Raw genomic sequence first — 20,857 nt, 5'->3', positions numbered from 1 at the left:
CGGAGCCACCCCATGAATCTGCAAGACCTCTTCACCGTCGCCAACCTGACCGCCGCCGTTAACAAACTCCCGGCCATTCCCGGCAAGGTCGGCGCCATGGGCCTGTTCGACGAAAAAGGTGTCACCAGCACCAGCGTCATCATCGACGAGCGCGAAGGCCGTTTGGTCCTGGTGCCCAACACCTCACGCAACGACGATCCCGCGCCGGTCAAAGGCAACAAACGCAAGCGCCGCACCTTCGAAACCCTGCACCTGCCCATCAGCCGGCCGCTGCTGCCCAGCCAATTGCAGGGCATCGCCGCCTTCGGTCAGGAGAGCGCCACGGCACCCATGGCCACCGTCATCAACGACCACCTGCAAGACCTCAAAAACAGCATCGAAACCACCCGTGAATTTCAGCGCGTCGGCGCACTGCGCGGCAAACTGCTCGACGCCGATGGCTCGGTGCTGTTCGACCTGTTCGATGAATTTGCCGTCGAGCAAAAGAGCGTCACCGTCGCCCTCAGCAGCGCCGGCACCAACGTGCGCAAAGCCTGCCTCGACGCCAAGCGTCACGCCGAATCCAAACTCGGCGGCGTCATGGTTACTGGCTTCCGCTCATTCTGCGGGCCGGACTGGTTCGACGCCTTCACCGACCACGCCAAAGTCAAAGAAGCCTTCGCCCACTATCAAGAAGCGCAAGACCGGCTCGGTGGCGACCTGCGCTCGGGCTTCACCTTCGGCGGCATTGAGTTCATCGAATACGACGTCACCGTCAGCGGTCAGCGCTTTATCCCGGCCGACGTCGCCCAGGTCTTTCCGGTAGCGCGCGGTGTCTTCCGTCTGTTCAACGCGCCCGCCAACTACAACGAAACCGTCAACACCCTCGGCCAGCCGTTCTACAGCAAGGCCGAGCCGCGCAAGATGGGCAAAGGCTGGGACCTCGAAGCCCAGGCCAACCCGCTGGCCCTGTGCTTGTTCCCCGAAGCACTGGTCGAATTGAAGGCGGGTTGAGCCATGCGCTATTGCACCCGCGAAGACCTCGGCAACGCCATTCCGTTGATGACCCTGACGCAGCTGTCCAACGACGACCCGGGCGCGCGCCAGCCCGACGAACAGGTTATCGCCAGCAGCGTCCGCCAGGCCGAAGAACTGGTCGACGGTTACCTGCGTGGCCGCTACCACCTGCCACTCGATCCGGTGCCCACCGTATTGCGCGATGCGGTCATTTATTTGGCCCGCCACTGGCTCTACCAGCGCCGCCCCGAAGGTGCCTTGCCCGACGCCGTTATCAGTGCCCGCAAAGACACCCTCAAATTGCTCGAGAGCATCCGCGACGGCGTCGTCACCCTCGGCCTGCCGACGGGGCACGCCGTGCCGGAGCCCGGTGAGATCCGCGTGCGCGCACGTCCGCCGCACTTCAGCGCACAGCTCTGGGCGGGTTACCGATGAGCGCATCAACCAACAGCCAAACCGAACAACTGATGGACGCCATGCTCGATCGCTTACAAGCCGACTTCGGCGCCCAGCTGCTGGTCGAGCGTTTCCCTGAAAATCCGCAGCTCTACCGCCTCAACCACCCACGCGGCGCCGTGTTGCTGGCCTACGGCAAATCCACGTTCGGCCACAGCGAGAGCACGGGTGCGGTCTTCCAGGCGCGTCAGCTGGTGCTGCGCCTGACGTTGATCTTTCGTCAGCTCAACGGCGCCGATGGCGTGATCAGCTACCTCGACCGCCTGCGCGCCAGCCTTACCGGGTGGTGCCCGCCACACGCCGACCAGGCCTGCCGTCCGCTGGCCGAGCATTTCATCGGCCACAGCAACGGCGTCTGGCAATACGCCCAGGACTACGCCACCCGCGCCGCCCAACTGCAAGCCTACGAGGGCTGCCCATGAACCTGTCCCGCTACCTCTACACCGGGCCGCCCAGCAGCGTGACCCTGCGCCTGAATGAACACCGTGAAACGCTGGACGTGCAACTGCACCCCGGCCAACCGGTCGAGCTGCCCGCTGCCCACGACTACACCCGCGTACTGTTGGCACTCAAACACCTGCAACCATTGCCCACCCCATCCAGACCGGCCGGCAAGACGCCCAAGCCGCTATCCCTCGCCAAGGACTGACGCCCATGCCCGCCAACTACCTGCACGGCATTGAAACCACCGAAGTCGAACGCGGCCCGCGCCCCATACGCGTCGTCAAATCGGCCGTCATCGCCTTGGTCGGTACAGCGCCCGCCGGGCCTATCAACGATTTGACCCTGTGCCTGAACGACACCCACGCCGCCCAGTTCGGCCCGCACACGGCCGGCTACAGCATCCCCGAAGCTTTGCAGGGCATCTATGACTTTGGCGCCGGCACCGTGCTGGTCGTCAACGTGCTCAACCCGGCCATTCACTACAGCACCGTCACCGAATCGCTCAAACCGTTCGCCGACAACAACACGCTGCAACTGCAACATGGCGACCTGCAAAGCCTGAAACTCACCCCCGTCGATGGCGCAGCAACCTACCAGGTTGGCATTGATTACACCGTGTCGCTGCACAGCGGCCAGGTCACACGTCTGCCCACCGGCAGCATCCCGCTCGATGCCCACATCAACGCCGAATACAGCTACACCGACCCGGGCAAAGTCACCCCGGCCGACATTATCGGCGCCCTCAACCCAGCGGGGCGGCGCACGGGACTCAGCGCCTTTCAAGACAGCTACAACCAGTTGGGCTTCTTCCCGAAAATCTTCATCGCACCGGGCTTCAGCACCTTGGGCGCGGTCACGGCTGCCCTGGCCGTTGCGGCCGGTCAGGTCGGCGGCGTCGCTTACGTCGATGCACCGATCGGCGCCACCGTCCAGCAAGTGCTCGCCGGGCGCGGGCCGGCCGGCCATATCAACTTCAACACCAGCAGTGACCGCGTGCGCCTGTGCTACCCGCACGTCAGGGTCTACGACGCGCCCAGCAACGGCGAACGATTGCAGCCGTTATCCATCCGCGCCGCCGGCCTGCGCGCCAAAGTCGACCATGATCTGGGCTATTGGTGGAGCAGCTCCAACCAGCCGCTGCTCGGCGTCATCGGTTTGGAGCGGCCACTGACCGCGCGCATCGACGACCCCAACAGCGAAGTCAACTTGCTCAACGAAAACGGTATCACCACCGTCTTCAACGCCTTCGGCACCGGCCTGCGCCTGTGGGGCAATCGCACGGCCGCATGGCCCAGCGTCACCCACCTGCGCAACTTCGAAAACGTACGCCGCACCAAAGACGTCGTCGACGAATCCATCCGCTACAGCGCGTTGCAATTCGTCGACCAGCCGATCACCACCGCGCTGATCACCAGCGTCACCGAAAGCGTCAACCTGTTCCTGCGCAAACTCATCGGCGACGGCGCCTTGCTCGGCGGCGAATGCTGGTACGACCCGGCGCGCAACCTCAGCACCCAACTGGCGCAGGGGCACGCATTGTTCAACTACAAACTCAGCGTGCCGCCACCGTTCGAACGCGGCACCTTCGAAACCGAAATCACCGGCGACTACCTCGTCAACCTGGGGGCTCTGTAAATGGCAGGCTTTAGCGCACACCGCATCTCCAATGCCAACCTCTACCTGGACGGCGCCAGCTTCTTCGGCAAATGCGAAGAGATCGACCTAGGCACGATCAAAACCGTCATGAGCGACTTTCAGGGGTTGGGCATGGTCGGGTTGATCGAACTGCCCGATGGCATCGACAAGCTGGAAGGCAAGATCACCTGGAACAGCCTCTACATCGAAGCGGCGCGAAAACTCGTCACGCCGTTCAAGAGCGTGCAGTTGCAGTGTCGCTCGAACGTGCAGGTGTTCAATAACGGCGGGCTGGTGAACGAAGTGCCGCTGGTGACGACCATGACCATCACCGGGAAGGAGTACCAGTTGGGCACGCATAAGCCGCGGGATCCGACCAAGTACGAGACGCCGTTTTCAGCGACGTACGTGCGGCAGATGATCAATGGTGAAGAGGTGGTGTTGCTGGATTATTTGGCGAATATTTTTCGGGTGGGTGGGGAGGATCAGTTGAGCAGATATCGAAAAAACGTGGGGCAATTATAGGAGCTAAAAACTCATATATTCTTATGGGTAAAAAAGCACTCGGCTTGGGATCGCACCTCAACTCTTTTCCCTCTTGGGCGGTAAAACTGCACCGCCCCCCCTAACATCGTATACTTGCTGAAAACCACGAATGTTACTCGTCAGTTGCACATCGCAAGAATTTTAAACCGTCCCTGGATCAAAACTTCTATTCTAGGGTTTTCACTCAGCTCCTGACGCCAGTATCGAGTGATTTCTGGCCACGCTTGGGCATAATTATATGTTTCATCTACCGAGTCCAATATTGTCATATCCGCTTCGAATTCGACACGAGACTGCAAGATCTTAACTTGACATATGACTTCACCTAGTTCGTGCTTAGTCCTGTACCAATATGCTGTTCTAAATCCCTGAACACAAAAAAAGATTTGAGTCGTTTGGGCTTATCCTGAAAGTCCCTGCAACGTACAGCTTCATAAAGATGCTCCCAAAAACGACAGGAAATCTTACCATTTGGAGCCTGAAGATCCGCGCGCGAAGCTAAATCCATTAAATTTTTCAGCTGTGACGCTTCTACCATTTTTCCTGACGGCTTTAACTCTTCAGCCAGAAGAAGGTCTAATGGCTTTCCTATCTGGATTAAGTCTATAGTCAATTCAGACAACAATTTCCGGTGAGACTTGATGGCGAAAGAAACCAACAAACCAAAGCCTGTACCAGTTGATTCAGATATTGATATTATTAGATCGAAGAGGCGACTATCTTCCCTATTAGTCACGCCTGCGGATCTAGAATAGTTATAGCTATTTGTGTTATGGATGAGGCCCTCTTGATAACGATCACGATGCATGGCTTTAACAAAAATTGACATGGCAAAAACTCTCAAAGTCAGCAAGCGGGAAGGAATGAATCTAGTTGCTCTAAAAAGCTACTGCCTAACAATAGATGCTATAGGCCCAGTAATTTCACAGCCGTATTCATTTTTTAAACGATATAGAGTTCTGCCGGCTCGTATTCTAATGACATCGACATAGGAAAATAAGCCCAGATGATCTTTGGAGTTATCATTTAGCAATCGACGACATTCACTTATGAGATCCTCGCATAGATCTCTAAGGTTTTTGTCTAAATCAATCTGTCGTAAACACCTACTTAGGCGCAACTTGATCTGATTTATTGACTCAATAACATGGGTTGGATTTTCTGCAGAATACGATTGAAACATCACTCCTCGATGCGATAAAGTATCTACTATATCTTGAGCAATTTTTGAGTTGGAACTAAAGCGCCGCACCAACGGCAGAGGGCTCTGATGAGTTCTAAGGAGCACAGAAATAAGCTCTTCATGAGCCTCCTTCCATTCAATTAAAGTTTCTTTTTTATAATCTACGCCGTTATTTTTATCTATGAGTGTGTGACAGCCAACGCAAAGCCATAGGCCATTTTCTGCGCTATTAAGCAACGCATCTCCAATTGCCTCATGTCTCGGCGCGCCTTCTTTTTCGCCTAAAATATGTGCGGCCTCACCTTTTTTCAGACTTAGTAAAGGGTCAGCTACAGCAGGACCAATTGTAAGCACATTGCACAACGGATTATTGCATATATAGCCTGAACGATAAGCTATGATATTTGCAGTTTTTGCCGAGAACGCCATTACAACCTCTCATAAAACTCGCTAATGATTGCGAGAGACTTTTGATGTAAAGGCTGTATTAATGCAGCCCCAAACCTATCAGACATTATTACTATTAGCTGAAGTTTTTTTAAAAAGCCCCCAAATAAATCACAATGCAAACTCAAGTACGTCTCGCTGCGATCGTTAGCGAGATCTTTTTCAACGACAAGCGGCGTCCACCATCAGTCTAGGATGTGAATCGTAAAGCCAATACAGAGCTATGATCGCCAGCTTTATTTCGCCCTGAACAAATAGAGGAGCGAGAATCCAACTCCGCAATGCAAGTGCTATTGGGCAAACTTCAGCGAAGCATTCCTCGGCGCTTTTCATGTTTGGATGGGGAGCTACAAGCTCATCATCTGAAAACTTTTCACTAAAGGCAAGTCGTATCGATCGAGAAGCCATAGCTTAAAGTGCTATTGGCATTTCCCAAAAAGTCTGGTAGCCTATGGCCATCCAACGATTTACCAGCTCTACTGCTTGCAGGTGGGGCATTCGGAGACCTCTCAGGCGGTCTGCTAGTTTTCATCCTGATCTTCTCTGTTTTGAAGATTGAGTTCTCGATTCAAGGTTCATCCACGAAAAGGAGCAAAAAATGAATATGAAAACGAAGGTAAGCCTGAAGTGCAAGTGCAATGGCGTCAAGTCTCTGGGGGTTAAGACGGCAGAACCGCTGAGAGAGGATGGAATGTTCGCTGCATAGTTAGATAGGTAAGAGCAGACTCCCCCGCCAATATGAAAAAAACACCCTAGCGGGTGTTTTTTTTTGCCCCGCTTCAGCTTCATCTCCATGGTTGCACGGTCGATTACGAAGAAACGCCCTGGTGGATAGGGTCTATGCCGCAGACTTAATAATACCCAAGCTTTAAAAACCAACATCATTACCCCGTAAAGTGAATTGAATGAAGCAATGTGATGAGTGCAAAGAATCGATAAAAATCAACGCTACGCGATGCCATCATTGCACCGTGCTGCAGGGTTGGCGCCGCCTCATCAAAATCCCCTTGATTATGCTCACCATGATCCTCACGGTTGCATCAATATTTTCTTCCGAGGTCATAAAAAAGATTACAGATCCAAAGACTGCCATCATTCAGTCCGTGATCATTGACGGTAGTAACCGTGAAGTCGCGTTTATGGTTACAAATGAGGGCTCCCGCGCTGCAACTCTATCTAATGTAAAAATCGAGGGCCAGACAACTGAAGGTTACTCAGCAAGCTACCTTATGAAAAGCGATTTGGATGGCAAGCTGTTGGAACCAAGTCATACTTACAGAGGTTTAGCCACTGGGTATATTATTCCAAAGCCGGTCGAGCACCAGCGAAGTATACCGCTCAAAGAAATTTACGGATTTGCCGATAATTGCCGCTTGCTCATTGAATATGTAGATATCAATGGCCAGCACATAATTCGCCCTTACCCGTTTATGTGTGACCCAATCTCCGCAAATCCTAAGGGCGGGCTAAGCTTAGGCCCACAGTGAGTTCCAGTGTCCAAAACCACTACTCTCGATGCCATCGTAGCGCACTGATGCTAATAAATTGTCTAAGGGCTAGTGCGCCTCGCACGTTCCTCGCTACAGATCCAGGCTTCATCAGTGCAGAAACTACCACGTCACGATCAGCTTGATACATCGCATAGGCATTGAATTCAGAATCAAGGAGTACTAACAAGACCGCGTCGAAAGGCTTCATCAAATCGATGGAGCCCAACCTACCGGCAAGCCTCGCTGGGTCGGCGATGCAGCGTCCTTTAATTTGGATTCTGCTTAAATGTTCACCTTGAATTTCAGTTGCGTCATAACCGGCCTGTCTGGCGCAATGCAAGGTCAGACCTAGTTTCGTCGCTGCTTCATATTCAGCAACTTCACCAGTGATCCCTAACGGCTTGCCGGTAAGCTGGTAAAAGCGTCGTGCGAGTATCTTTGCATCTCGCAGAACCTCGAGAATTTCCTCTTTTGCATTAGCGGTCGAAGGCGGAGTGTCATCAGGCGTTAGAGTTTTATTCAAAGCGGCCCCTTCATAATCCATGGCTCCAAAATAGCCTGCTTGATACACCGATGCATGACTTTGGAAAAGTTATTGCTCTTCGATGATTTGAAACTAGTCAGCTGATTTTAGACGTAAGTGAGCATGCATAACTTTTCAGATGCACCATCGCAGCCGACTCAACCGGTAAGCCCCTCAACTCTGTCGACCGCGCTTCACCATTCGGTAAGTAGACCGTCAACGTATCCCCAAGCACAGTGTAGCTAGCGGTGTAAGTGACCCCATCATGCTTAAGGGTGATTTCTTCTTCCATCTGAGAAATTCCTTTGTCTTGCTTATAATAATTCCCGGTGAAGCGCCGGACGTCCCTGTTCGGGTGGCGGGCGCCCATTGTGTAGGTCACATTAACTGCCAAGATTGCGAAGGCCAACCTTAAAACTTGGTAAGCAGTTTCGGCTTTGCTTGTGCGCCATATTCCCTGGTGTTGCTGCGCAACGTCACAAGGCTTCTGTCTGCGGTGCAATTGCCTACAGAAAAGGCCGAATCCCCCGGCAGCGCATCTGTCAGCTCACCGGTATCGTATGTCCTGTCACCGCCCATGTGACCAGGCAGGGCGACCTGTAGCGTCAAGATTCAACCTCCTGATTGAACAGGTTGTCCCTGCCTGACCTTTATGGCGATTGCGGGCTGGTGTGAAAGCCTCTGGATTGAGCAGGTCCGAGGTTTGATCGTCGGTTTGCAGTCGTCTCTTTACGGTCACTTCCGTGTTTGGTGGCTGTGCGCAGGGCGCTTTCGGGCGCGCCGGTCTCCCTAATTCCTGCCGGCCTACTAACCTGCGCGCAGCTGCCGCCTTTCATAATCGGTCATCAAACGGCCAACTCATCAAGGCCCCCGCGGACATTCAGCTCCCGTTTTCTTGGCCGAACGGCGAACTTTTTTGCTCATTTCCTGCGTTCATACGCCCCTGCAACAACGCGACGCGACAGCCGCAAGATCTGGAATCTGCTACATCCTAAAAAGATGAGATGAGTCAGGCGCTGCAGGGCATAAACGCGATTTGGCAATCACGTTTAAATTACACCAACTGTTACTCCAAAAAACCTACAACGCCTTGCGCCGCTGCCTACGGGTACTTCAGAATCCGCCGGCTTGTGCGGCTATGGAGTCGGCTTTATCGTTTCCCTGTCACTGAAAAGTGATCGGGTTTGGTAGCCCGTCTTCATAACAGTCGTATGGCGTCACCTTGATTGCGGTCTCTTTTTGAGACTGGACCTTATGGTGGCCATGCGTGGGGCTCCTCCGTGGGCGCCGGGTTTTACTGTTTTGACCGGTCTACCAACCTGCGCGTGGCCATCACCCTTCGTTTGGTAGCGAAAGTGATGGCTCCCTCAGTCTCTCAAAAACAGGTGTCATCAATGTTCAAAGTAACGCCAAACCCGCCAGCAGACGATTCAATTCCGTACGACCCCGCGCTCGAACCTCAGCGGATAAAAGATGCGGCCGCTCGCGCCATCAACTTTTACCTCGACCCTCAGACGCTCAAGACCACCATTCCCAAGCGCCAGCCGGGCAGGATCTTTCTCATCGATCCCACGGTGGATGAGGAAACGTTGCTCGTCGAAGCCTGTGAATCGCTGGCAGCGGCTAATGACATGGCCCGTGAAATCGGCGGCGTGATTGATCACCCACAGCGTCGATCACTGCTGATGTTGCAGCAGGTGATCATGTTGAGTGAGCTGATCGTCAATCGCGTGCTCGACAGCCGACGCGTGTCGAACTAGCCAGCCGGCAACCGAGGCATGAGGGGGCGTGCTCCCCTTACTGCCAGCGGACGCGCCACAGCCGTGGCGCGGCATCCTCTTATCCAGACGCTCAAGCGGCTCTCATCGGAGTTTCAGCTGATGTCACAGACACCGTCCCATCCGCCGGTCACCGAATCGGTATCGCCTTATGAATCCTTCCATTCAAAAAAGCTGCACGACGCCGCCGAGCGCGCGCTCGACCATTACCTCGCGCCGGCCAAGATCAACGCTACGCCCTACAGTCCCAACACGTTGTTTATGGTCAACCCGGAATCCGACACCGAATCCTTGCTGGTCAACGCTTGCGAATCCCTGGCCTCGGCCACGGTGATGCTCGGTGATTTCGCCGGGATGCTGGAAGGCTCACGGCGCAATACTTTGTTGGGCATTGCGCAGGTAGTGATGTTGGGGGAGTTGGCCGTGAACAAAGCGTTGGATAACGTTGTGCCCACGTCCTAGAGCCAATGCGAACGCAAAAGCAGTCAGTCTGGCGACTGACTGCTTTCCTTAGTTGGTGAGCGCGTTAGGAACGGAGCCGTAAAGTTTTAAGGTTTGGAACGTCGCAACGTAATAATCGCTGTTGGACTCAACTCGGATATAACCCTCGGCGACTAACCATTGCAGCGTCTCGGTTAGAAATTGCTCCTGTGATGATGGTTCGTAAAAGCCGCTGGCATACGAGCCAGATTCGAGACCGAAGACTCCAGCATTCAGTCTGACTTGCGCAGGGCACGCATCTACCAACATCCTTAGAATCTTACCCACCAGCACATTAAATTCTGCTTTGTTATCAACGCTCACTGCCTTCTCCTTTTGGGCGCAGAGTTGCGCCTTGGCTGGGTGATCATAGTCAATTTTCCGCTCATCACGGGCTCTTTAAATCGGATTAAAAGGCAGTCACATAAAACCGCTTCATCATCACGTCTTCACGGATAGACCCGTATTGAACCCGGAGCCATGACGATGACCGACACCCACACCTTCACCCTCAAATTCCCCTTCACCAGCGCCAGCGGCGAGCTCCTGTCGGCACTGCCTATCAGACGCCTCAAGCGCAAAGACATCAGCGCCGCGCAAGTGGTGACCAAAGACGAAGGCGCCATGGAAGACCTGCTGGTCGCCAAGCTGTTGGGCATCACCCTTGAAGATCTGGGTGAGTTCGACATTGCCGACTCAACGCTCGCCACCGAGGTGTTGCGGGAAATGGCAGCCGGCCGAAACCTTGCTCCAGTCCTGGGACGAAGCGCTGCTGCTGGTGCTGAGGTTGCCGCCGTCTGAGATCGAACGGCTCGACATGGTCGAGTACTGGCGATGGGTCGAGGTCTGTCAGCGCGAGATCAATCGCCGGCTCGAACACGCCGAGCCAGCGCGCCGCTGACCACTGCCAGCAAACCGACTGCCACGCCCGCCACCAGCGCACCGCCCGCCGCCAAGGGGGCGGCGACCATGGCCAGCAAGGGCAAGCCCACACAGAACGCCGCCATCGCCGCCCACCACGGCAAATGCACCAGGCACACCCAGGCAAGGCCGATCACACCGGCGCCAATGGCCAGTGCATAGAGGGTGTGGGCAGTGCGGAACGCGGTTTTTTCAAACATGACCAAAGCGTAGCAACGATGGCCAACGAAGTCCTCATCGGTCTAAAAATCGGCGCCGTCGTCTCCGGCAGCCTCAACGCTGCGTTTGGGTCGGCGCAATCCACCGTGCGCCACTTGGGCCGCGCCGTCGATGGGCTCACGCTCAAGCAGCAACAGCTGGGCCACGAGTTGGCGGCGTCATTGGCCCGTGGCGGCGCCGGCATCGGCCAGTTGCGTCGCCAGTACGACGCGGTCGGCCATACCCTTGATCAATTGCATCTAAAACAACAGCAGCTCAACGCCAGTTTGGCGCGCTGTCATGCGCTCAGAAACCAGCGCAGCCAGTTGCGCGGCCAAGCCATGGAGACGATTGGCACCGGCGCGGCGTTGGGCGCGCCCATTGTGCAGTCGATAAAAACCGCCATTAATTTTCAGGACCAGACCCGTGACATCGCCATTGGCGGCGGTTTCGACCCGGCGCAAGAGCAACGCTTGAGCATGGCCATGCGCGGCGCCGCGCTGGCCTGGAATCAGACCCAAACCGACGTCGCCAACGGTACCGCTGTGTTGGTCGCCGGCGGCATCGACAACCTCCAGGCGCTCACGGACTACGCGCCAGTCCTGGCCAAAACCGCCACCGCAACACGTGCCAGCATGGAGCACCTCGGCGCGGTGGCCATCGCCCTGAACGACAACCTGAACATCGGCGCGGCAGGCTTTGAGCGCTCGATGAACATGTTGGCCTTTGCCGGTAAAAGCGGGCAATTCGAGCTGGCCGACATGGCCAAGTGGCTGCCGCAATTAACGCCGCAGTTCGCCGCCCTCGGCATCACCGGCGAGCGCGCCGTGGCGCAGATCGGCGCATCACTGCAGATCGCCCGTCGCGGTGCCGGCAGCAATGACGAAGCCGCCAACAACTTCAAAAACTTTCTCTCCAAGCTGACATCACCCGACACCCTCAAGGCGTTCGAGAAGGCCGGCATCGACCTCAAAGGCAGCCTGCACAATCTGGTCAGCGAAGGTTTGTCGCCAGCGCAAGCCATGCTCAGCATCCTCACCCAGCATTTGGGCAAAGACGCCCCCGACGCCGCCGCGCAGTACGGCAAGGCGCTGGCCATCAACGATCAGCAGGAGCGGCAAACGGCGCTGGCGCGCTTGGATCAGGCCTACAAGTTAGGTGAGCTGTTTGCCGACCAGCAGGTCTTGTCGTTCATCCGCCCGGCGCTGGCCAATCAGCACGACATGGCCGGCATCGAGCAAGGCAGCCGCAACGCCGCCGACCAAGGCGTGCTTGATGACGACTGGATCAAACGGATGGGCAGTACCAAGGAGCAATTGAAAGCGCTGCGCATCAACCTGGCCGACATCGGTATTTCTGTCGGCAACGCGTTGCTGCCAGCGATCGTCGAGATCAGCCAAGCGCTGGTGCCGCTGATGCGGGGGTTTTCGGCATGGGCCGGTGAGCACCCGGCGTTGATCAAAGGTGTCGTCGGTTTGGTCGGCGGTCTGCTGCTCGGCAAGTTGGCATTTATCGGCCTGGCGTACGGCGCCAATCTGGTCGTCGCGCCGTTGGTGGCCATGTCCACGACGGTGACGGCGCTATCGGCGCGTTTTACCTTGCTGCGCAGTGCGTGGCAGATGGGCAGATTTGCGCCGTTGATGTCGGGGCTCAAGCGACTGGGTACGGGCCTGCTGGCGGTGGGAAGGTACGCCGGGCTATTCACGCGCGGCCTGCTCATGGCGCTGGCCAGCCCGCTCAAGCTGATGGCGCACGGTGCCTTGTTGTTGGGCAAGGTGTTGGGCGGTACGTTGCTGTTTGGCCTGAAGCTGGCAGGCCAAGCCGTTCTCTGGCTGGGCCGAGCCTTGATGATGAACCCTATCGGTCTGTTGATCACCGGGATCGCGATGGCGGCGTATTTGATCTATCGACACTGGCAGCCGATCAAAGCGTTTTTCACCGGGTTGTGGGCGGAGGTCAAAACCGGTTTTAACGGCGGGCTGATGGGCATTTTGGCGCTGCTGGTCAACTTCTCGCCGTTGGGTTTGATCTACCGTGCGTTTGCCGGGGTGATGAATTACTTGGGCGTCGAACTGCCGGGCACGTTCACGGAGTTCGGTGGCATGCTTGTCAGCGGGTTGGTCGATGGCCTGCGTAACAGTCTCGGCGCGGTGAAAGACAGCGTGGTCGGCATCGGCTCGGCCATCAAAGGCTGGTTCACTGAAACCCTGGGCATCGAGTCGCCCAGCCGCGTGTTCATCGGTTACGGCGCCAACATCAGCCAAGGCGCGGCGCTGGGCATTGCTGCCCATGCGGGGTTGGTCAAGCAGGCCGCGCTGGGCATGGCCGAGCAGAGCCGCGTCGACATGGCGCCGCCGGACCTTCAGCAGGTGTCCAGGGCCAGCCGCATGGGCGGCGACAGCGCTTCGGCCACCAGCGCGGCGACCAGCATGACCTTCCATTTTTCGCCGCAGATCAACGTGCCCGCTGGCGCCGGGGCTGAAGCTATCAACCAAGGGCTGCAAGCCGCGTACGGTGAGTGGACGCGCATGATGGAGCGCTACCTTCACGATGCTCGCCGTCGTAGCTACGGGCCGTCAGCCCAGGGTGGATTCTGATGTTTGCCCTTCTCGGCGACATCGAATTCACCGTGGCCGGCGGCGTCAGTGCCATTGAACACAGCGGCGCCGCCGACTGGGCCGAGCACCCGCGTATGCAGGGCAAACCGTTGCTGGAGTGGGTCGGCGAAGGGCTCGATGAGTGCCAACTGACGCTCGAGTTGCACCCGCTATTGGGCGAACCGGAGCAGCGCTTGCGCGCGCTGCGTCTGGCCAAAACTCAACACCAGCCGTTGGCGTGGGTGATGGGCAGCGGTGAATACCTGGGCCCGTACGTCATCACCCATTTGAGCAACGTCATCCGCCGCACTTCGGCCACTGGGCAGTTGCTGGCCGCCACGTTGCAGATCAGCCTGCGCGAGTACACCGGCGCGTTTATTCGCAAGGCTCATACGCCCGGTTTGCTCGATCCCACGGCCCGCGAAACGGCGCCGGCCATGGATTCACCCGGCGTCATCTCGCGCCAAGCGGCGGCACCTAGTACGGCACAGAACGTCATTCGCTACGCCAAAACCGCCGGCAATGTGTTGCACCAAGCTCAGATCCTCTATCAGTGGGCCGAGGACGGCGACCCCGAGGACATTCTCGCTCAGGTCCCGCAGTTGCTTGGCGTCACTGCGCAAGCCATCGAGCCGCTGCAAGGTCTCGCCAGCGCTGCCGGGTTGCTGCGTGACGGCGCTGACCTGTCCCGGTTGGGCGAAGACGTGCTGGGCAGTGTCATGGGTGCCCGCGATTGCCTGAATCCCGTCGACCTTGCCAGCATCGTTAATCGCTTTGGCGCTTCACATGAAGCTCTTGACCAAGCTGTCACGGTACTGGACGGCGCCAGCGATCGCTTGGCCGGGCTGGCCGCCGACATCCTGACCCGGAGGCGTTGATGTTCATTCTGCACCTGACGACCGAAGGCGAGCGCTGGGATCAGTTGGCCTGGCGTTATTACGGCGACGCTCACCGCTACTTTCCAATCGTCGAAGCCAACCCCAACGTCCCGCTGAGCGCTACGTTGCCCTCGGGCCTGACCTTGGCCATTCCGCTACTTAATGCATTGCCCACCGCCCAGGACGTCCCGCCATGGATGCGCTAAACCCGCAACACGTTTTGCAGGCGCGCTTTGTGCTGACTTACCAGCAGCGCAACATCACCCGCGATGTGAGCGAGCATTTGCTGTCACTGACCTACACCGACCACCTGACCGGCAGCGCCGACAGTCTGGAGGTCGAACTCGAAGACACTCAAGGCCGCTGGCGCGATGCCTGGTACCCTGGCCACGGCGATACGCTGACCTTGGCGATCGGCTGGCAAGGTGCAGCATTGCGGACCCTCGGCCGGCTGGAAATTGACGAGGTCGAACTCAACGGCCCACCCTCGACCATCACCATTCATGCCTTGGCCACCGGTATCAACGGCCCGTTGCGCACCGTCGAACACCGCGCCTACGAAGACCTCACCCTGGCCGCCATCGCTCAACAGGTCGCCACTCGCCAAGGCCTAACTCTGGTCGGCCACATCGAGCCCATTCCACTCGACCGCCTGACCCAGCAAGACACCGACCTGACGTTCCTGCGCAACCTCGCCGCAACCTACGACTACGCCTTCAAAATCACCGGCCGGCAACTGGTCTTCCACGCCATTCAACGATTGGCGCAGGCCGCGCCCGTCGCCACGCATCGCCTTACAGACCTGGCCAATATCAACCTGCGCGACCAAATCAAAACGGTGCCCAAGGCCATCGAAATCAAACATAAAGACCCGGCCAAGAAACAGCTCATCACTTACACGCTGGTCAACAACCAAACCGTCGCCGCCCCCAGCAGCGCCAGCCAAACCACCACCAGTGCCGACACCCACAAAAGCCGACAGCGCAGCAATTCCACCGAACAGGCCCAGGCCAAAGCGAAAGCCGAACTCGCCCAAGCCAACCGCCAACGCACCACCGGCCAATGGACCACCCAGGGCCAACCGCACCTCACCAGCGGCAACGTCATCCGGCTCCTCACCACCGGCCAACTCAACGGCCGCTACCTCATCACCTCATCCACCCACCGCATCACCCGCCAATCCGGCTACACCACGACCCAACAGGTCGCCCGCATCTCACACCATTAACCACTCACTGAAGGCAGAGCCCATGCCCACCCAACTCGAATACGGCGAAGTCACCGCCCTGGACCACCAAACCTGCCGCCTGCGCGTACGCCTCGACGACCGCGACGGCCTCCAGACTTATTGGCTCAACATTCCCCAACGCAACACCCAAGGCACCCAACGCCGACCACTGATGCCTGAGATCGGCGAACAGGTGGCGGTGCTGCTGGACGCGGATGGCGTGGGCGGGGTTTGTTTGGGCGGGATTTATTCGACGGCGGAGCCCCCACCGGTGGTGGATGAGGACACGGAATTTGTGCGGTATAGCGATGGGACGGTGGTGGCGTATGACCGGGTGGCGGGGGTTATGAGGTTGGAGTGTGTTGGCGCGTTGAGTATGAAATGCGGAGACAAAATCACAATTGAAGCGAATGAATCAATTCTGGTGAAAACGCCGTCGGCAACTCTTGACGTCCAGCAGGTCAGGTTTAATGGCAACCTACTTGTTAGAGGCAATATTCACGCTAACGGCACAGTCACGGATGATGGGGGAAACTCGAACCACCACAAGCATTAAAGCTTTTTCGCGGGGGTGGGCTTCTTCTTTTTGTAGGTTTGTGTGAGGGCCATTGAGAGAGCGGTACCACTGCCAATGCGTTTGAAGTATTTGATGTCACTTTCCATTGTCTGCTCCAAACTCTTCCATGTGCCGGCGGGACCAAGGGCCGAGAGGTCGAAATTGTGTTCGATCAGCGCTTGCAGCATCTCCGGGTAACGTTTGTAGTAAAAATCCCAAGCAGTCAGAAATTTCACTCTCACGAGCGGGGATTTATGTGAGCGCATTTGAAAGTGGACATCTTTCAAAAAACGTACCTGCCAAGGCACATAGGGTGCGTAGTCGTCACCTGGCAGTTCGAGGTCGAAGGGATATATACCCGTGGATAGCTTGTTCAGATCTTCTAGGCTGCGGTTAAGATAAACAAACTCGAACTGATCGCTGAACGGTGCAGTACGGAAAAAACGATTGTATTTGACGCAGGCGGCGCTCATAAAGAGGCCGAGCGAAGGAATACCTTTCTCAGCATTGTGCGCATCAATCAGCGCCCCCCCGAAAAAGCATTCGACGTTTTCTAGCTTGTAATGAGTGAAATCGCCTTCAACCAAAACGGCACGAAAATAAATGTCTTGTCCCGTCAATCGGTGGTGAAGATCCTCTGCGAACTCTGTCAGCAGCCAAACGCAATCCTCTCGCGCGTGATCACTTCCAGCATCAGCCGTGTTGTAAACCAAGATGGTGTCTGAAAAAACGATCGTACTGAAATTTGTTTGATGATGAGCATTGAGCGTATCGAGAATCGAATAGACCCTAGCCACCTTTCGAGGCTCATCTCGGGTCATGTCAGAGAACCCCAAGATGTCTATGTAGAGAAGAAACCGGCTCATTCCATGCCCTTTTTATTTGTAATAGTGCGAGATAGTGCATCTCTTTAAATGCGATTAAAAGCTCGGCGCCCTTAGGTTTAGCACCATGGGCCCATGAATACGCCCATCCCCCACACCCACATCACCGCAGCCCACTGGCAACCCGCACTCGGCACCACCGGCGAGATCGTCGAAGGCCTGCGCGACATCGACCAATCCCTGCGCATCATCCTCACCACCCCCAAAGGCAGCGACCCGCACCGTCCCGAGTTCGGCAGCAACTTGCACCGTTACCTTGACTGGCCCACCGATCGCGTCACGCCGCACTTGGTGCGCGAAGCCTTCGACGCCGTGCGCCAGTGGGAGCCGCGCGTCTCGGTCGATCAAGTCCACATCCAGATCAGCGCCCACCACATCACTGCCCGCGTGCAATGGCGCATCACCGGCCAGCGCCAGCAGCTCACCGAGGTGCCGTATGCGCGCGTTGCCTAAACCCGAATTCATCAATATCGACCCCGCCGCGCTGGAGGCGGATCTGATCGCCCGCTACGAGAAAGCATCCGGCAAAACCCTGTACCCGGCACAGATCGAGCGGCTGTACATCGATCAAATCGCCTACGCCGTGTCCCGCTTGCAGATGAGCATTCAACACGCTGGCGAACAACTGTTGGTGCGCTTCGCCCGCGGCCCGATCCTCGATTATCTGGGCGAACTGGTTGCCACGCCGCGTCTGCTGGCCAAAGCCGCCCGGTGCACCGTGCGTTTCAGTCTGCCTACCGCGACCGCTCAAGCGTTGCTCATCCCGGTAGGCACACGCGTCAGCACGCAAGACGCCAAAGTCGTGTTCACCACCGACCGTGACGTAACGCTGCCAGCCGATCAGACCGAAGTGTCGGTCACCGCCACGTGCCAGACGCTGGGCGAGCAAGGCAATGGCTGGACCCTCGGCCAGATCAGCGCGCTCATCAACGCGCCAGACCCAAGCCTCACGGCCAGCAACACAACCACCACGGCCAACGGTGCCGAAGACGAAAACGACGACCGCTACCGCGAGCGCATCATCCTGGCGCCCGAGGCCTTCAGCAACGCCGGCAGCCGCGCCGCTTACCGCTATCACACGCTGGCCGTGCACCAATCCATCATCGATGTCGCCGTCCACGGCCCCGACGAAGGCCAACCCGACGGTCACGTTGCGCTCTTTCCGCTGACCGCCGATGGCCTGCCGTCGCCGCAACTGCTGGAAGACATCACAGAGCAAATCAGCGGCGAAAAACTGCGGCCGCTGTGCGACACCGTAATCGCGGCCGCGCCCATCGAGGTCCGCTACCAGATCACCGCCCACCTCACGTTGTATGCAAACGCCGACCGCAGCGCCGTGATGGCGGCAGCAAAAGCCGCCGCTACACGCTATGCCCAAACATGCAGCGCCGCGCTGGGGCACGATCTCGTCCCGGAACAACTCACCGCCGCGCTGCAAGTGCCCGGCGTTTACCGCGCGGACGTAAAAAAACCGGTCAACCTGCGTGAGCTTCAAAGCAACCAATGGGCACATTGCACCGCCATCAAGCTGACTGACGCCGGGATCGCCGATGGCTGACCCGCTAACCCCTGCGCTGGCCGGCGACGCGCGCTTCACGCTGTTGTGCGAACTGCTCGACCAGTCACTCGCCGATCTCGACCTCAACGCCATGCTCGTCTACCTGATCGACCTGGTAAAACCCAGGCTGCTACCACACCTGGCCGACCAGTTCTCACTGCTGGACGAAGCCGCGTGGCAGTTGGCCGAGTCCGAGCAAGCCAAGCGCAACCTCATCAAAAACGCCATCGAACTGCACCGTTTCAAGGGCACCCCGTGGGCGATCCGCGAAGTCATCTACTTGCTCGGTTTCGGCGAAGTCACCCTGCAAGAAGGCCCGCAAACCCAAGCCGACAACCAGCCGAGCCCGCCAACTGTCTGGCCGCTGTACCGCGTCATCCTCAAACGCACCATCACCAACGATCAAGCGGTACTCATACGCCGCGTCCTTCTATCCGTCGCCCCGGCGCGCTGCCGGCTGGTCTCACTCGACTACCAAGCTGTCGCCATCCGCTACAACGCAGTCGCCCGTTACGACGGCCAATACAACCACGGAAGCAGCTAATGGCCGACCTACCCGAAACCAACCAATGGACGCCCGGCGTCTACCAGATCGAGACCTCCGACCCCGTCGTCGGCGGCCCCGAGGGCGTGACCAATCTGCCCATCAAACAACTGAGCAATCGCACCGTTTGGTTAAAACAGAAGATCGAAGCGTTGATCAGTGGGACGGAGTCGGTGGGCAAAGCCAAACAGCTGACCTACGCGCGCTCTGCCTTTCGTTATTTGTCTGATTACGCAGTCGCCTTCGCCAGCCAATACGAAGCTGAAGAAGGCACTGACACGCACAAACCGATCAACGCGCTGGGGGTTCATCAGGCGATCGCATCCAAAACGGTACAAGCCACCGAAAGAGCATCGGGAATCGCGCGGATCGCGATCCAATTCGCCGTTAGATCAGGCGTTGAAACCAACACATTTGTGACGCCCCATACGCTTGCCGCTCTTTTCCCGTTCCGCGGCTGCAAGGTTTACTCCAAGCCCGGGATTTACACTTGGGATGTACCCTCAGGCGTGACCAAGGCATGGGTCGTCGTCATTGGCGGCGGCGGTGGTGGCGCACGTTCCATGACCCATCCAGGCCCGTCGGGAGGATCGGGCGCAGGCATCGCCAGAAAACTGGTCGATTTACGTGGCCTGAAATCCGTAACGATAACCGTCGGCGCGGGCGGTATCGGGGCGTCCCATATGAACACCCAAGGTGGGAACGGTGGGACGTCGTCTTTCGGCATTTACCTCAATGCAACCCAGGGATACGGCGGAAGACTCGATGGTCAGGCACCTCATGGTGGCGTAGGCGTAGGGGGCGATGAAAACGAATCCATTGGCTTCGGAGGCCATCCTGTCGGCAGCGCTCACAATGTTGGCTTTATAGGCGGCGCAGGTGGAGGTGGTGAGTCCGGCGCTTCGTGGGATGACCCCACCGCGCCCTTAACACCTGGGCATGGCGGCGGCGGCCGTGGCGCCAGCGTGGCACCCAATGGCGCGGCTGGCCGGGTGACCATCCAATGGTGACCAACACATGGGCTCGAATTGAAAACGCCACCGTCGCTGAAATCACCACCATCGACCCAACGGACAGATTTCATCCCGCACTGATCTGGGTGATCTGTCCGCGCTACACCCAACCAGGCATGCAGTGGATAGATGGTGTGTTCTCACCGGCACCAGCGCCGACCATCGATCATTCACGAACAATCGCCGCTGCACGTTACCAGCACGAAACAGCCGGCTTGACCCTCGACCGGATATCCATTGAGACCAGCCGCGAAAGCCAAGCCCTGATCACGGCAGCGGCGGTATCAGCGCTGATCGACCCCAACTACACCTGCACTTGGAAAACCCTAAACGGCCCGGTCGAACTTACCGCGACACAACTGATCGGCTTGGCCACTGCCGTGCGCAGCCACATACAAGGTTGCTTCAACCGTGAATTCGAATTACTCGACGCGTTGAATAAAGGCACTTACTCCCCCGACATGCTCGACCACGGCTGGCCAACCGCCCCAGGGACATAAAC

General features: G+C 57.5%; 27 protein-coding genes. 20 read left to right on the top strand and 7 right to left on the bottom strand.

Going from position 1 to position 20,857, the window contains the following annotated elements:
* The first annotated feature begins 12 nt into the window (after nucleotides 1–12).
* Genes D8U71_RS24840 through D8U71_RS24815 form a run of 6 tightly spaced genes read left to right on the top strand, consistent with a single transcriptional unit; the run spans nucleotide 13 to nucleotide 4,056 of the window.
* Nucleotides 13–993, top strand: coding sequence for a major capsid protein (locus D8U71_RS24840; RefSeq protein WP_122692019.1), 981 nt, complete (start codon nucleotides 13–15; stop codon nucleotides 991–993).
* 3 nt (nucleotides 994–996) lie between these two features.
* Complete coding sequence (locus tag D8U71_RS24835; protein WP_130888924.1) at nucleotides 997–1,431, top strand: DUF1320 domain-containing protein; 435 nt, start codon at nucleotides 997–999, stop codon at nucleotides 1,429–1,431.
* A complete protein-coding gene (locus D8U71_RS24830; protein WP_130888923.1) occupies nucleotides 1,428–1,874 on the top strand; it encodes a Gp37 family protein in 447 nt (148 codons plus the stop codon). The genes D8U71_RS24835 and D8U71_RS24830 overlap by 4 nt, the downstream gene beginning before the upstream one ends.
* The gene (locus D8U71_RS24825; protein ID WP_130888922.1) at nucleotides 1,871–2,101 is read left to right on the top strand and encodes a hypothetical protein; all 231 of its coding nucleotides are present in this window, start codon (nucleotides 1,871–1,873) and stop codon (nucleotides 2,099–2,101) included. Before D8U71_RS24830 ends, D8U71_RS24825 begins: the two co-directional genes overlap by 4 nt.
* A 5-nt stretch (nucleotides 2,102–2,106) precedes the next feature.
* Entirely contained in the window at nucleotides 2,107–3,531 is a 1,425-nt protein-coding gene (locus tag D8U71_RS24820; protein WP_130888921.1) for a phage tail sheath subtilisin-like domain-containing protein, read from the top strand.
* Nucleotides 3,532–4,056 carry a phage major tail tube protein gene (locus tag D8U71_RS24815; RefSeq protein WP_130888920.1) on the top strand — a complete coding sequence of 175 codons (525 nt, stop codon included), beginning with the start codon at nucleotides 3,532–3,534 and terminating at the stop codon, nucleotides 4,054–4,056. It begins immediately after the preceding gene.
* Nucleotides 4,057–4,402: 346 nt separating this feature from the next.
* On the opposite strand, the gene D8U71_RS24810 is transcribed toward D8U71_RS24815, so the two are convergent.
* Both D8U71_RS24810 and D8U71_RS24805 read right to left on the bottom strand, forming a co-directional pair.
* On the bottom strand, nucleotides 4,403–4,906 hold the full coding sequence (locus tag D8U71_RS24810; RefSeq protein ID WP_130888919.1) for a hypothetical protein: 504 nt from the start codon (nucleotides 4,904–4,906) through the stop codon (nucleotides 4,403–4,405).
* Nucleotides 4,907–4,963: 57 nt separating this feature from the next.
* On the bottom strand, nucleotides 4,964–5,689 hold the full coding sequence (locus tag D8U71_RS24805) for an HNH endonuclease (RefSeq protein WP_130888918.1): 726 nt from the start codon (nucleotides 5,687–5,689) through the stop codon (nucleotides 4,964–4,966).
* A 923-nt stretch (nucleotides 5,690–6,612) separates the two neighbouring features.
* Between D8U71_RS24805 and D8U71_RS24800 the strand changes: the two genes are divergently transcribed.
* Nucleotides 6,613–7,194 (top strand): hypothetical protein, encoded by a 582-nt coding sequence (locus D8U71_RS24800; RefSeq protein WP_130888917.1) that lies wholly within the window; start codon nucleotides 6,613–6,615, stop codon nucleotides 7,192–7,194.
* Nucleotides 7,195–7,213: 19 nt separating this feature from the next.
* On the opposite strand, the gene D8U71_RS24795 is transcribed toward D8U71_RS24800, so the two are convergent.
* Together D8U71_RS24795 and D8U71_RS24790 are read right to left on the bottom strand one after the other, a co-directional pair.
* A complete protein-coding gene (locus tag D8U71_RS24795; protein WP_241664256.1) occupies nucleotides 7,214–7,741 on the bottom strand; it encodes a hypothetical protein in 528 nt (175 codons plus the stop codon).
* 390 nt (nucleotides 7,742–8,131) lie between these two features.
* The gene (locus D8U71_RS24790; protein WP_130888916.1) at nucleotides 8,132–8,329 is read right to left on the bottom strand and encodes a hypothetical protein; all 198 of its coding nucleotides are present in this window, start codon (nucleotides 8,327–8,329) and stop codon (nucleotides 8,132–8,134) included.
* A 785-nt stretch (nucleotides 8,330–9,114) separates the two neighbouring features.
* Between D8U71_RS24790 and D8U71_RS24780 the strand changes: the two genes are divergently transcribed.
* Nucleotides 9,115–9,480: a hypothetical protein gene (locus tag D8U71_RS24780; protein ID WP_122692007.1), complete on the top strand. Its 366-nt coding sequence runs from the start codon at nucleotides 9,115–9,117 to the stop codon at nucleotides 9,478–9,480.
* A 120-nt stretch (nucleotides 9,481–9,600) separates the two neighbouring features.
* Nucleotides 9,601–9,960 carry a DUF6124 family protein gene (locus tag D8U71_RS24775; RefSeq protein WP_122746585.1) on the top strand — a complete coding sequence of 120 codons (360 nt, stop codon included), beginning with the start codon at nucleotides 9,601–9,603 and terminating at the stop codon, nucleotides 9,958–9,960.
* 48 nt (nucleotides 9,961–10,008) lie between these two features.
* Here the strand turns inward: D8U71_RS24775 and D8U71_RS24770 are convergent, their stop codons facing one another.
* Nucleotides 10,009–10,302: a hypothetical protein gene (locus D8U71_RS24770; protein ID WP_130888914.1), complete on the bottom strand. Its 294-nt coding sequence runs from the start codon at nucleotides 10,300–10,302 to the stop codon at nucleotides 10,009–10,011.
* Between the two features lie 162 nt (nucleotides 10,303–10,464).
* Between D8U71_RS24770 and D8U71_RS24765 the strand changes: the two genes are divergently transcribed.
* Nucleotides 10,465–10,779, top strand: a complete 315-nt coding sequence (locus D8U71_RS24765) for a phage tail assembly protein (RefSeq protein WP_130888913.1) — start codon at nucleotides 10,465–10,467, stop codon at nucleotides 10,777–10,779.
* Between the two features lie 59 nt (nucleotides 10,780–10,838).
* Here D8U71_RS24765 and D8U71_RS24760 read toward each other — a convergent pair whose 3' ends face one another.
* The gene (locus D8U71_RS24760; protein ID WP_130888912.1) at nucleotides 10,839–11,099 is read right to left on the bottom strand and encodes a hypothetical protein; all 261 of its coding nucleotides are present in this window, start codon (nucleotides 11,097–11,099) and stop codon (nucleotides 10,839–10,841) included.
* An 18-nt stretch (nucleotides 11,100–11,117) separates the two neighbouring features.
* Between D8U71_RS24760 and D8U71_RS24755 the strand changes: the two genes are divergently transcribed.
* The 5 genes from D8U71_RS24755 to D8U71_RS24735 are packed head-to-tail and all read left to right on the top strand — an operon-like array spanning nucleotide 11,118 to nucleotide 16,356.
* The gene (locus D8U71_RS24755) at nucleotides 11,118–13,694 is read left to right on the top strand and encodes a phage tail tape measure protein (protein WP_130888911.1); all 2,577 of its coding nucleotides are present in this window, start codon (nucleotides 11,118–11,120) and stop codon (nucleotides 13,692–13,694) included.
* The gene (locus D8U71_RS24750) at nucleotides 13,694–14,572 is read left to right on the top strand and encodes a phage tail protein (RefSeq protein WP_130888910.1); all 879 of its coding nucleotides are present in this window, start codon (nucleotides 13,694–13,696) and stop codon (nucleotides 14,570–14,572) included. Before D8U71_RS24755 ends, D8U71_RS24750 begins: the two co-directional genes overlap by 1 nt.
* Complete coding sequence (locus tag D8U71_RS24745; protein WP_130888909.1) at nucleotides 14,572–14,778, top strand: tail protein X; 207 nt, start codon at nucleotides 14,572–14,574, stop codon at nucleotides 14,776–14,778. Before D8U71_RS24750 ends, D8U71_RS24745 begins: the two co-directional genes overlap by 1 nt.
* Nucleotides 14,766–15,800, top strand: coding sequence for a late control protein D (locus tag D8U71_RS24740; protein ID WP_130888908.1), 1,035 nt, complete (start codon nucleotides 14,766–14,768; stop codon nucleotides 15,798–15,800). The genes D8U71_RS24745 and D8U71_RS24740 overlap by 13 nt, the downstream gene beginning before the upstream one ends.
* Before the next feature lie 22 nt (nucleotides 15,801–15,822).
* Complete coding sequence (locus tag D8U71_RS24735; RefSeq protein WP_130888907.1) at nucleotides 15,823–16,356, top strand: phage baseplate assembly protein V; 534 nt, start codon at nucleotides 15,823–15,825, stop codon at nucleotides 16,354–16,356.
* Here D8U71_RS24735 and D8U71_RS24730 read toward each other — a convergent pair.
* On the bottom strand, nucleotides 16,353–17,222 hold the full coding sequence (locus D8U71_RS24730) for a hypothetical protein (protein WP_130888906.1): 870 nt from the start codon (nucleotides 17,220–17,222) through the stop codon (nucleotides 16,353–16,355). The genes D8U71_RS24735 and D8U71_RS24730 overlap by 4 nt on opposite strands.
* Before the next feature lie 93 nt (nucleotides 17,223–17,315).
* On the opposite strand from D8U71_RS24730, the gene D8U71_RS24725 reads away from it, so the two are divergent.
* The 5 genes from D8U71_RS24725 to D8U71_RS24705 are packed head-to-tail and all read left to right on the top strand — an operon-like array spanning nucleotide 17,316 to nucleotide 20,855.
* Entirely contained in the window at nucleotides 17,316–17,693 is a 378-nt protein-coding gene (locus D8U71_RS24725; protein WP_130888905.1) for a GPW/gp25 family protein, read from the top strand.
* Complete coding sequence (locus tag D8U71_RS24720; RefSeq protein ID WP_130888904.1) at nucleotides 17,677–18,798, top strand: baseplate J/gp47 family protein; 1,122 nt, start codon at nucleotides 17,677–17,679, stop codon at nucleotides 18,796–18,798. Before D8U71_RS24725 ends, D8U71_RS24720 begins: the two co-directional genes overlap by 17 nt.
* Nucleotides 18,791–19,342, top strand: a complete 552-nt coding sequence (locus D8U71_RS24715; protein WP_130888903.1) for a phage tail protein I — start codon at nucleotides 18,791–18,793, stop codon at nucleotides 19,340–19,342. The genes D8U71_RS24720 and D8U71_RS24715 overlap by 8 nt, the downstream gene beginning before the upstream one ends.
* A complete protein-coding gene (locus D8U71_RS24710; protein WP_130888902.1) occupies nucleotides 19,342–20,352 on the top strand; it encodes a glycine-rich domain-containing protein in 1,011 nt (336 codons plus the stop codon). Before D8U71_RS24715 ends, D8U71_RS24710 begins: the two co-directional genes overlap by 1 nt.
* On the top strand, nucleotides 20,346–20,855 hold the full coding sequence (locus D8U71_RS24705) for a DUF4376 domain-containing protein (RefSeq protein ID WP_130888901.1): 510 nt from the start codon (nucleotides 20,346–20,348) through the stop codon (nucleotides 20,853–20,855). Before D8U71_RS24710 ends, D8U71_RS24705 begins: the two co-directional genes overlap by 7 nt.
* The last annotated feature ends 2 nt before the right edge of the window (nucleotides 20,856–20,857 follow it).

The organism is Pseudomonas sp. Sample_21, from assembly GCF_004307525.1.
GTDB lineage: Bacteria > Pseudomonadota > Gammaproteobacteria > Pseudomonadales > Pseudomonadaceae > Aquipseudomonas > Aquipseudomonas atacamensis.
The sequence above is the reverse complement of the archived record's forward strand: the minus strand, read 5'-3'. Positions and strand labels throughout refer to the sequence as shown.

Excerpts from the sequence above, each read along its gene's own strand:
- D8U71_RS24840 (WP_122692019.1), top strand. The coding sequence starts at position 13 with ATGAATCTGCAAGACCTCTTCACCGTCGCCAACCTGACCGCCGCCGTT.
- D8U71_RS24835 (WP_130888924.1), top strand. The coding sequence starts at position 997 with ATGCGCTATTGCACCCGCGAAGACCTCGGCAACGCCATTCCGTTGATG.
- D8U71_RS24830 (WP_130888923.1), top strand. The coding sequence starts at position 1,428 with ATGAGCGCATCAACCAACAGCCAAACCGAACAACTGATGGACGCCATG.
- D8U71_RS24825 (WP_130888922.1), top strand. The coding sequence starts at position 1,871 with ATGAACCTGTCCCGCTACCTCTACACCGGGCCGCCCAGCAGCGTGACC.
- D8U71_RS24820 (WP_130888921.1), top strand. The coding sequence starts at position 2,107 with ATGCCCGCCAACTACCTGCACGGCATTGAAACCACCGAAGTCGAACGC.
- D8U71_RS24815 (WP_130888920.1), top strand. The coding sequence starts at position 3,532 with ATGGCAGGCTTTAGCGCACACCGCATCTCCAATGCCAACCTCTACCTG.
- D8U71_RS24810 (WP_130888919.1), bottom strand. The coding sequence starts at position 4,906 with ATGTCAATTTTTGTTAAAGCCATGCATCGTGATCGTTATCAAGAGGGC.
- D8U71_RS24805 (WP_130888918.1), bottom strand. The coding sequence starts at position 5,689 with ATGGCGTTCTCGGCAAAAACTGCAAATATCATAGCTTATCGTTCAGGC.
- D8U71_RS24800 (WP_130888917.1), top strand. The coding sequence starts at position 6,613 with ATGAAGCAATGTGATGAGTGCAAAGAATCGATAAAAATCAACGCTACG.
- D8U71_RS24795 (WP_241664256.1), bottom strand. The coding sequence starts at position 7,741 with ATGGATTATGAAGGGGCCGCTTTGAATAAAACTCTAACGCCTGATGAC.
- D8U71_RS24780 (WP_122692007.1), top strand. The coding sequence starts at position 9,115 with ATGTTCAAAGTAACGCCAAACCCGCCAGCAGACGATTCAATTCCGTAC.
- D8U71_RS24775 (WP_122746585.1), top strand. The coding sequence starts at position 9,601 with ATGTCACAGACACCGTCCCATCCGCCGGTCACCGAATCGGTATCGCCT.
- D8U71_RS24765 (WP_130888913.1), top strand. The coding sequence starts at position 10,465 with ATGACCGACACCCACACCTTCACCCTCAAATTCCCCTTCACCAGCGCC.
- D8U71_RS24760 (WP_130888912.1), bottom strand. The coding sequence starts at position 11,099 with ATGTTTGAAAAAACCGCGTTCCGCACTGCCCACACCCTCTATGCACTG.
- D8U71_RS24755 (WP_130888911.1), top strand. The coding sequence starts at position 11,118 with ATGGCCAACGAAGTCCTCATCGGTCTAAAAATCGGCGCCGTCGTCTCC.
- D8U71_RS24750 (WP_130888910.1), top strand. The coding sequence starts at position 13,694 with ATGTTTGCCCTTCTCGGCGACATCGAATTCACCGTGGCCGGCGGCGTC.
- D8U71_RS24745 (WP_130888909.1), top strand. The coding sequence starts at position 14,572 with ATGTTCATTCTGCACCTGACGACCGAAGGCGAGCGCTGGGATCAGTTG.
- D8U71_RS24740 (WP_130888908.1), top strand. The coding sequence starts at position 14,766 with ATGGATGCGCTAAACCCGCAACACGTTTTGCAGGCGCGCTTTGTGCTG.
- D8U71_RS24735 (WP_130888907.1), top strand. The coding sequence starts at position 15,823 with ATGCCCACCCAACTCGAATACGGCGAAGTCACCGCCCTGGACCACCAA.
- D8U71_RS24730 (WP_130888906.1), bottom strand. The coding sequence starts at position 17,222 with ATGAGCCGGTTTCTTCTCTACATAGACATCTTGGGGTTCTCTGACATG.
- D8U71_RS24725 (WP_130888905.1), top strand. The coding sequence starts at position 17,316 with ATGAATACGCCCATCCCCCACACCCACATCACCGCAGCCCACTGGCAA.
- D8U71_RS24720 (WP_130888904.1), top strand. The coding sequence starts at position 17,677 with ATGCGCGCGTTGCCTAAACCCGAATTCATCAATATCGACCCCGCCGCG.
- D8U71_RS24715 (WP_130888903.1), top strand. The coding sequence starts at position 18,791 with ATGGCTGACCCGCTAACCCCTGCGCTGGCCGGCGACGCGCGCTTCACG.
- D8U71_RS24710 (WP_130888902.1), top strand. The coding sequence starts at position 19,342 with ATGGCCGACCTACCCGAAACCAACCAATGGACGCCCGGCGTCTACCAG.
- D8U71_RS24705 (WP_130888901.1), top strand. The coding sequence starts at position 20,346 with ATGGTGACCAACACATGGGCTCGAATTGAAAACGCCACCGTCGCTGAA.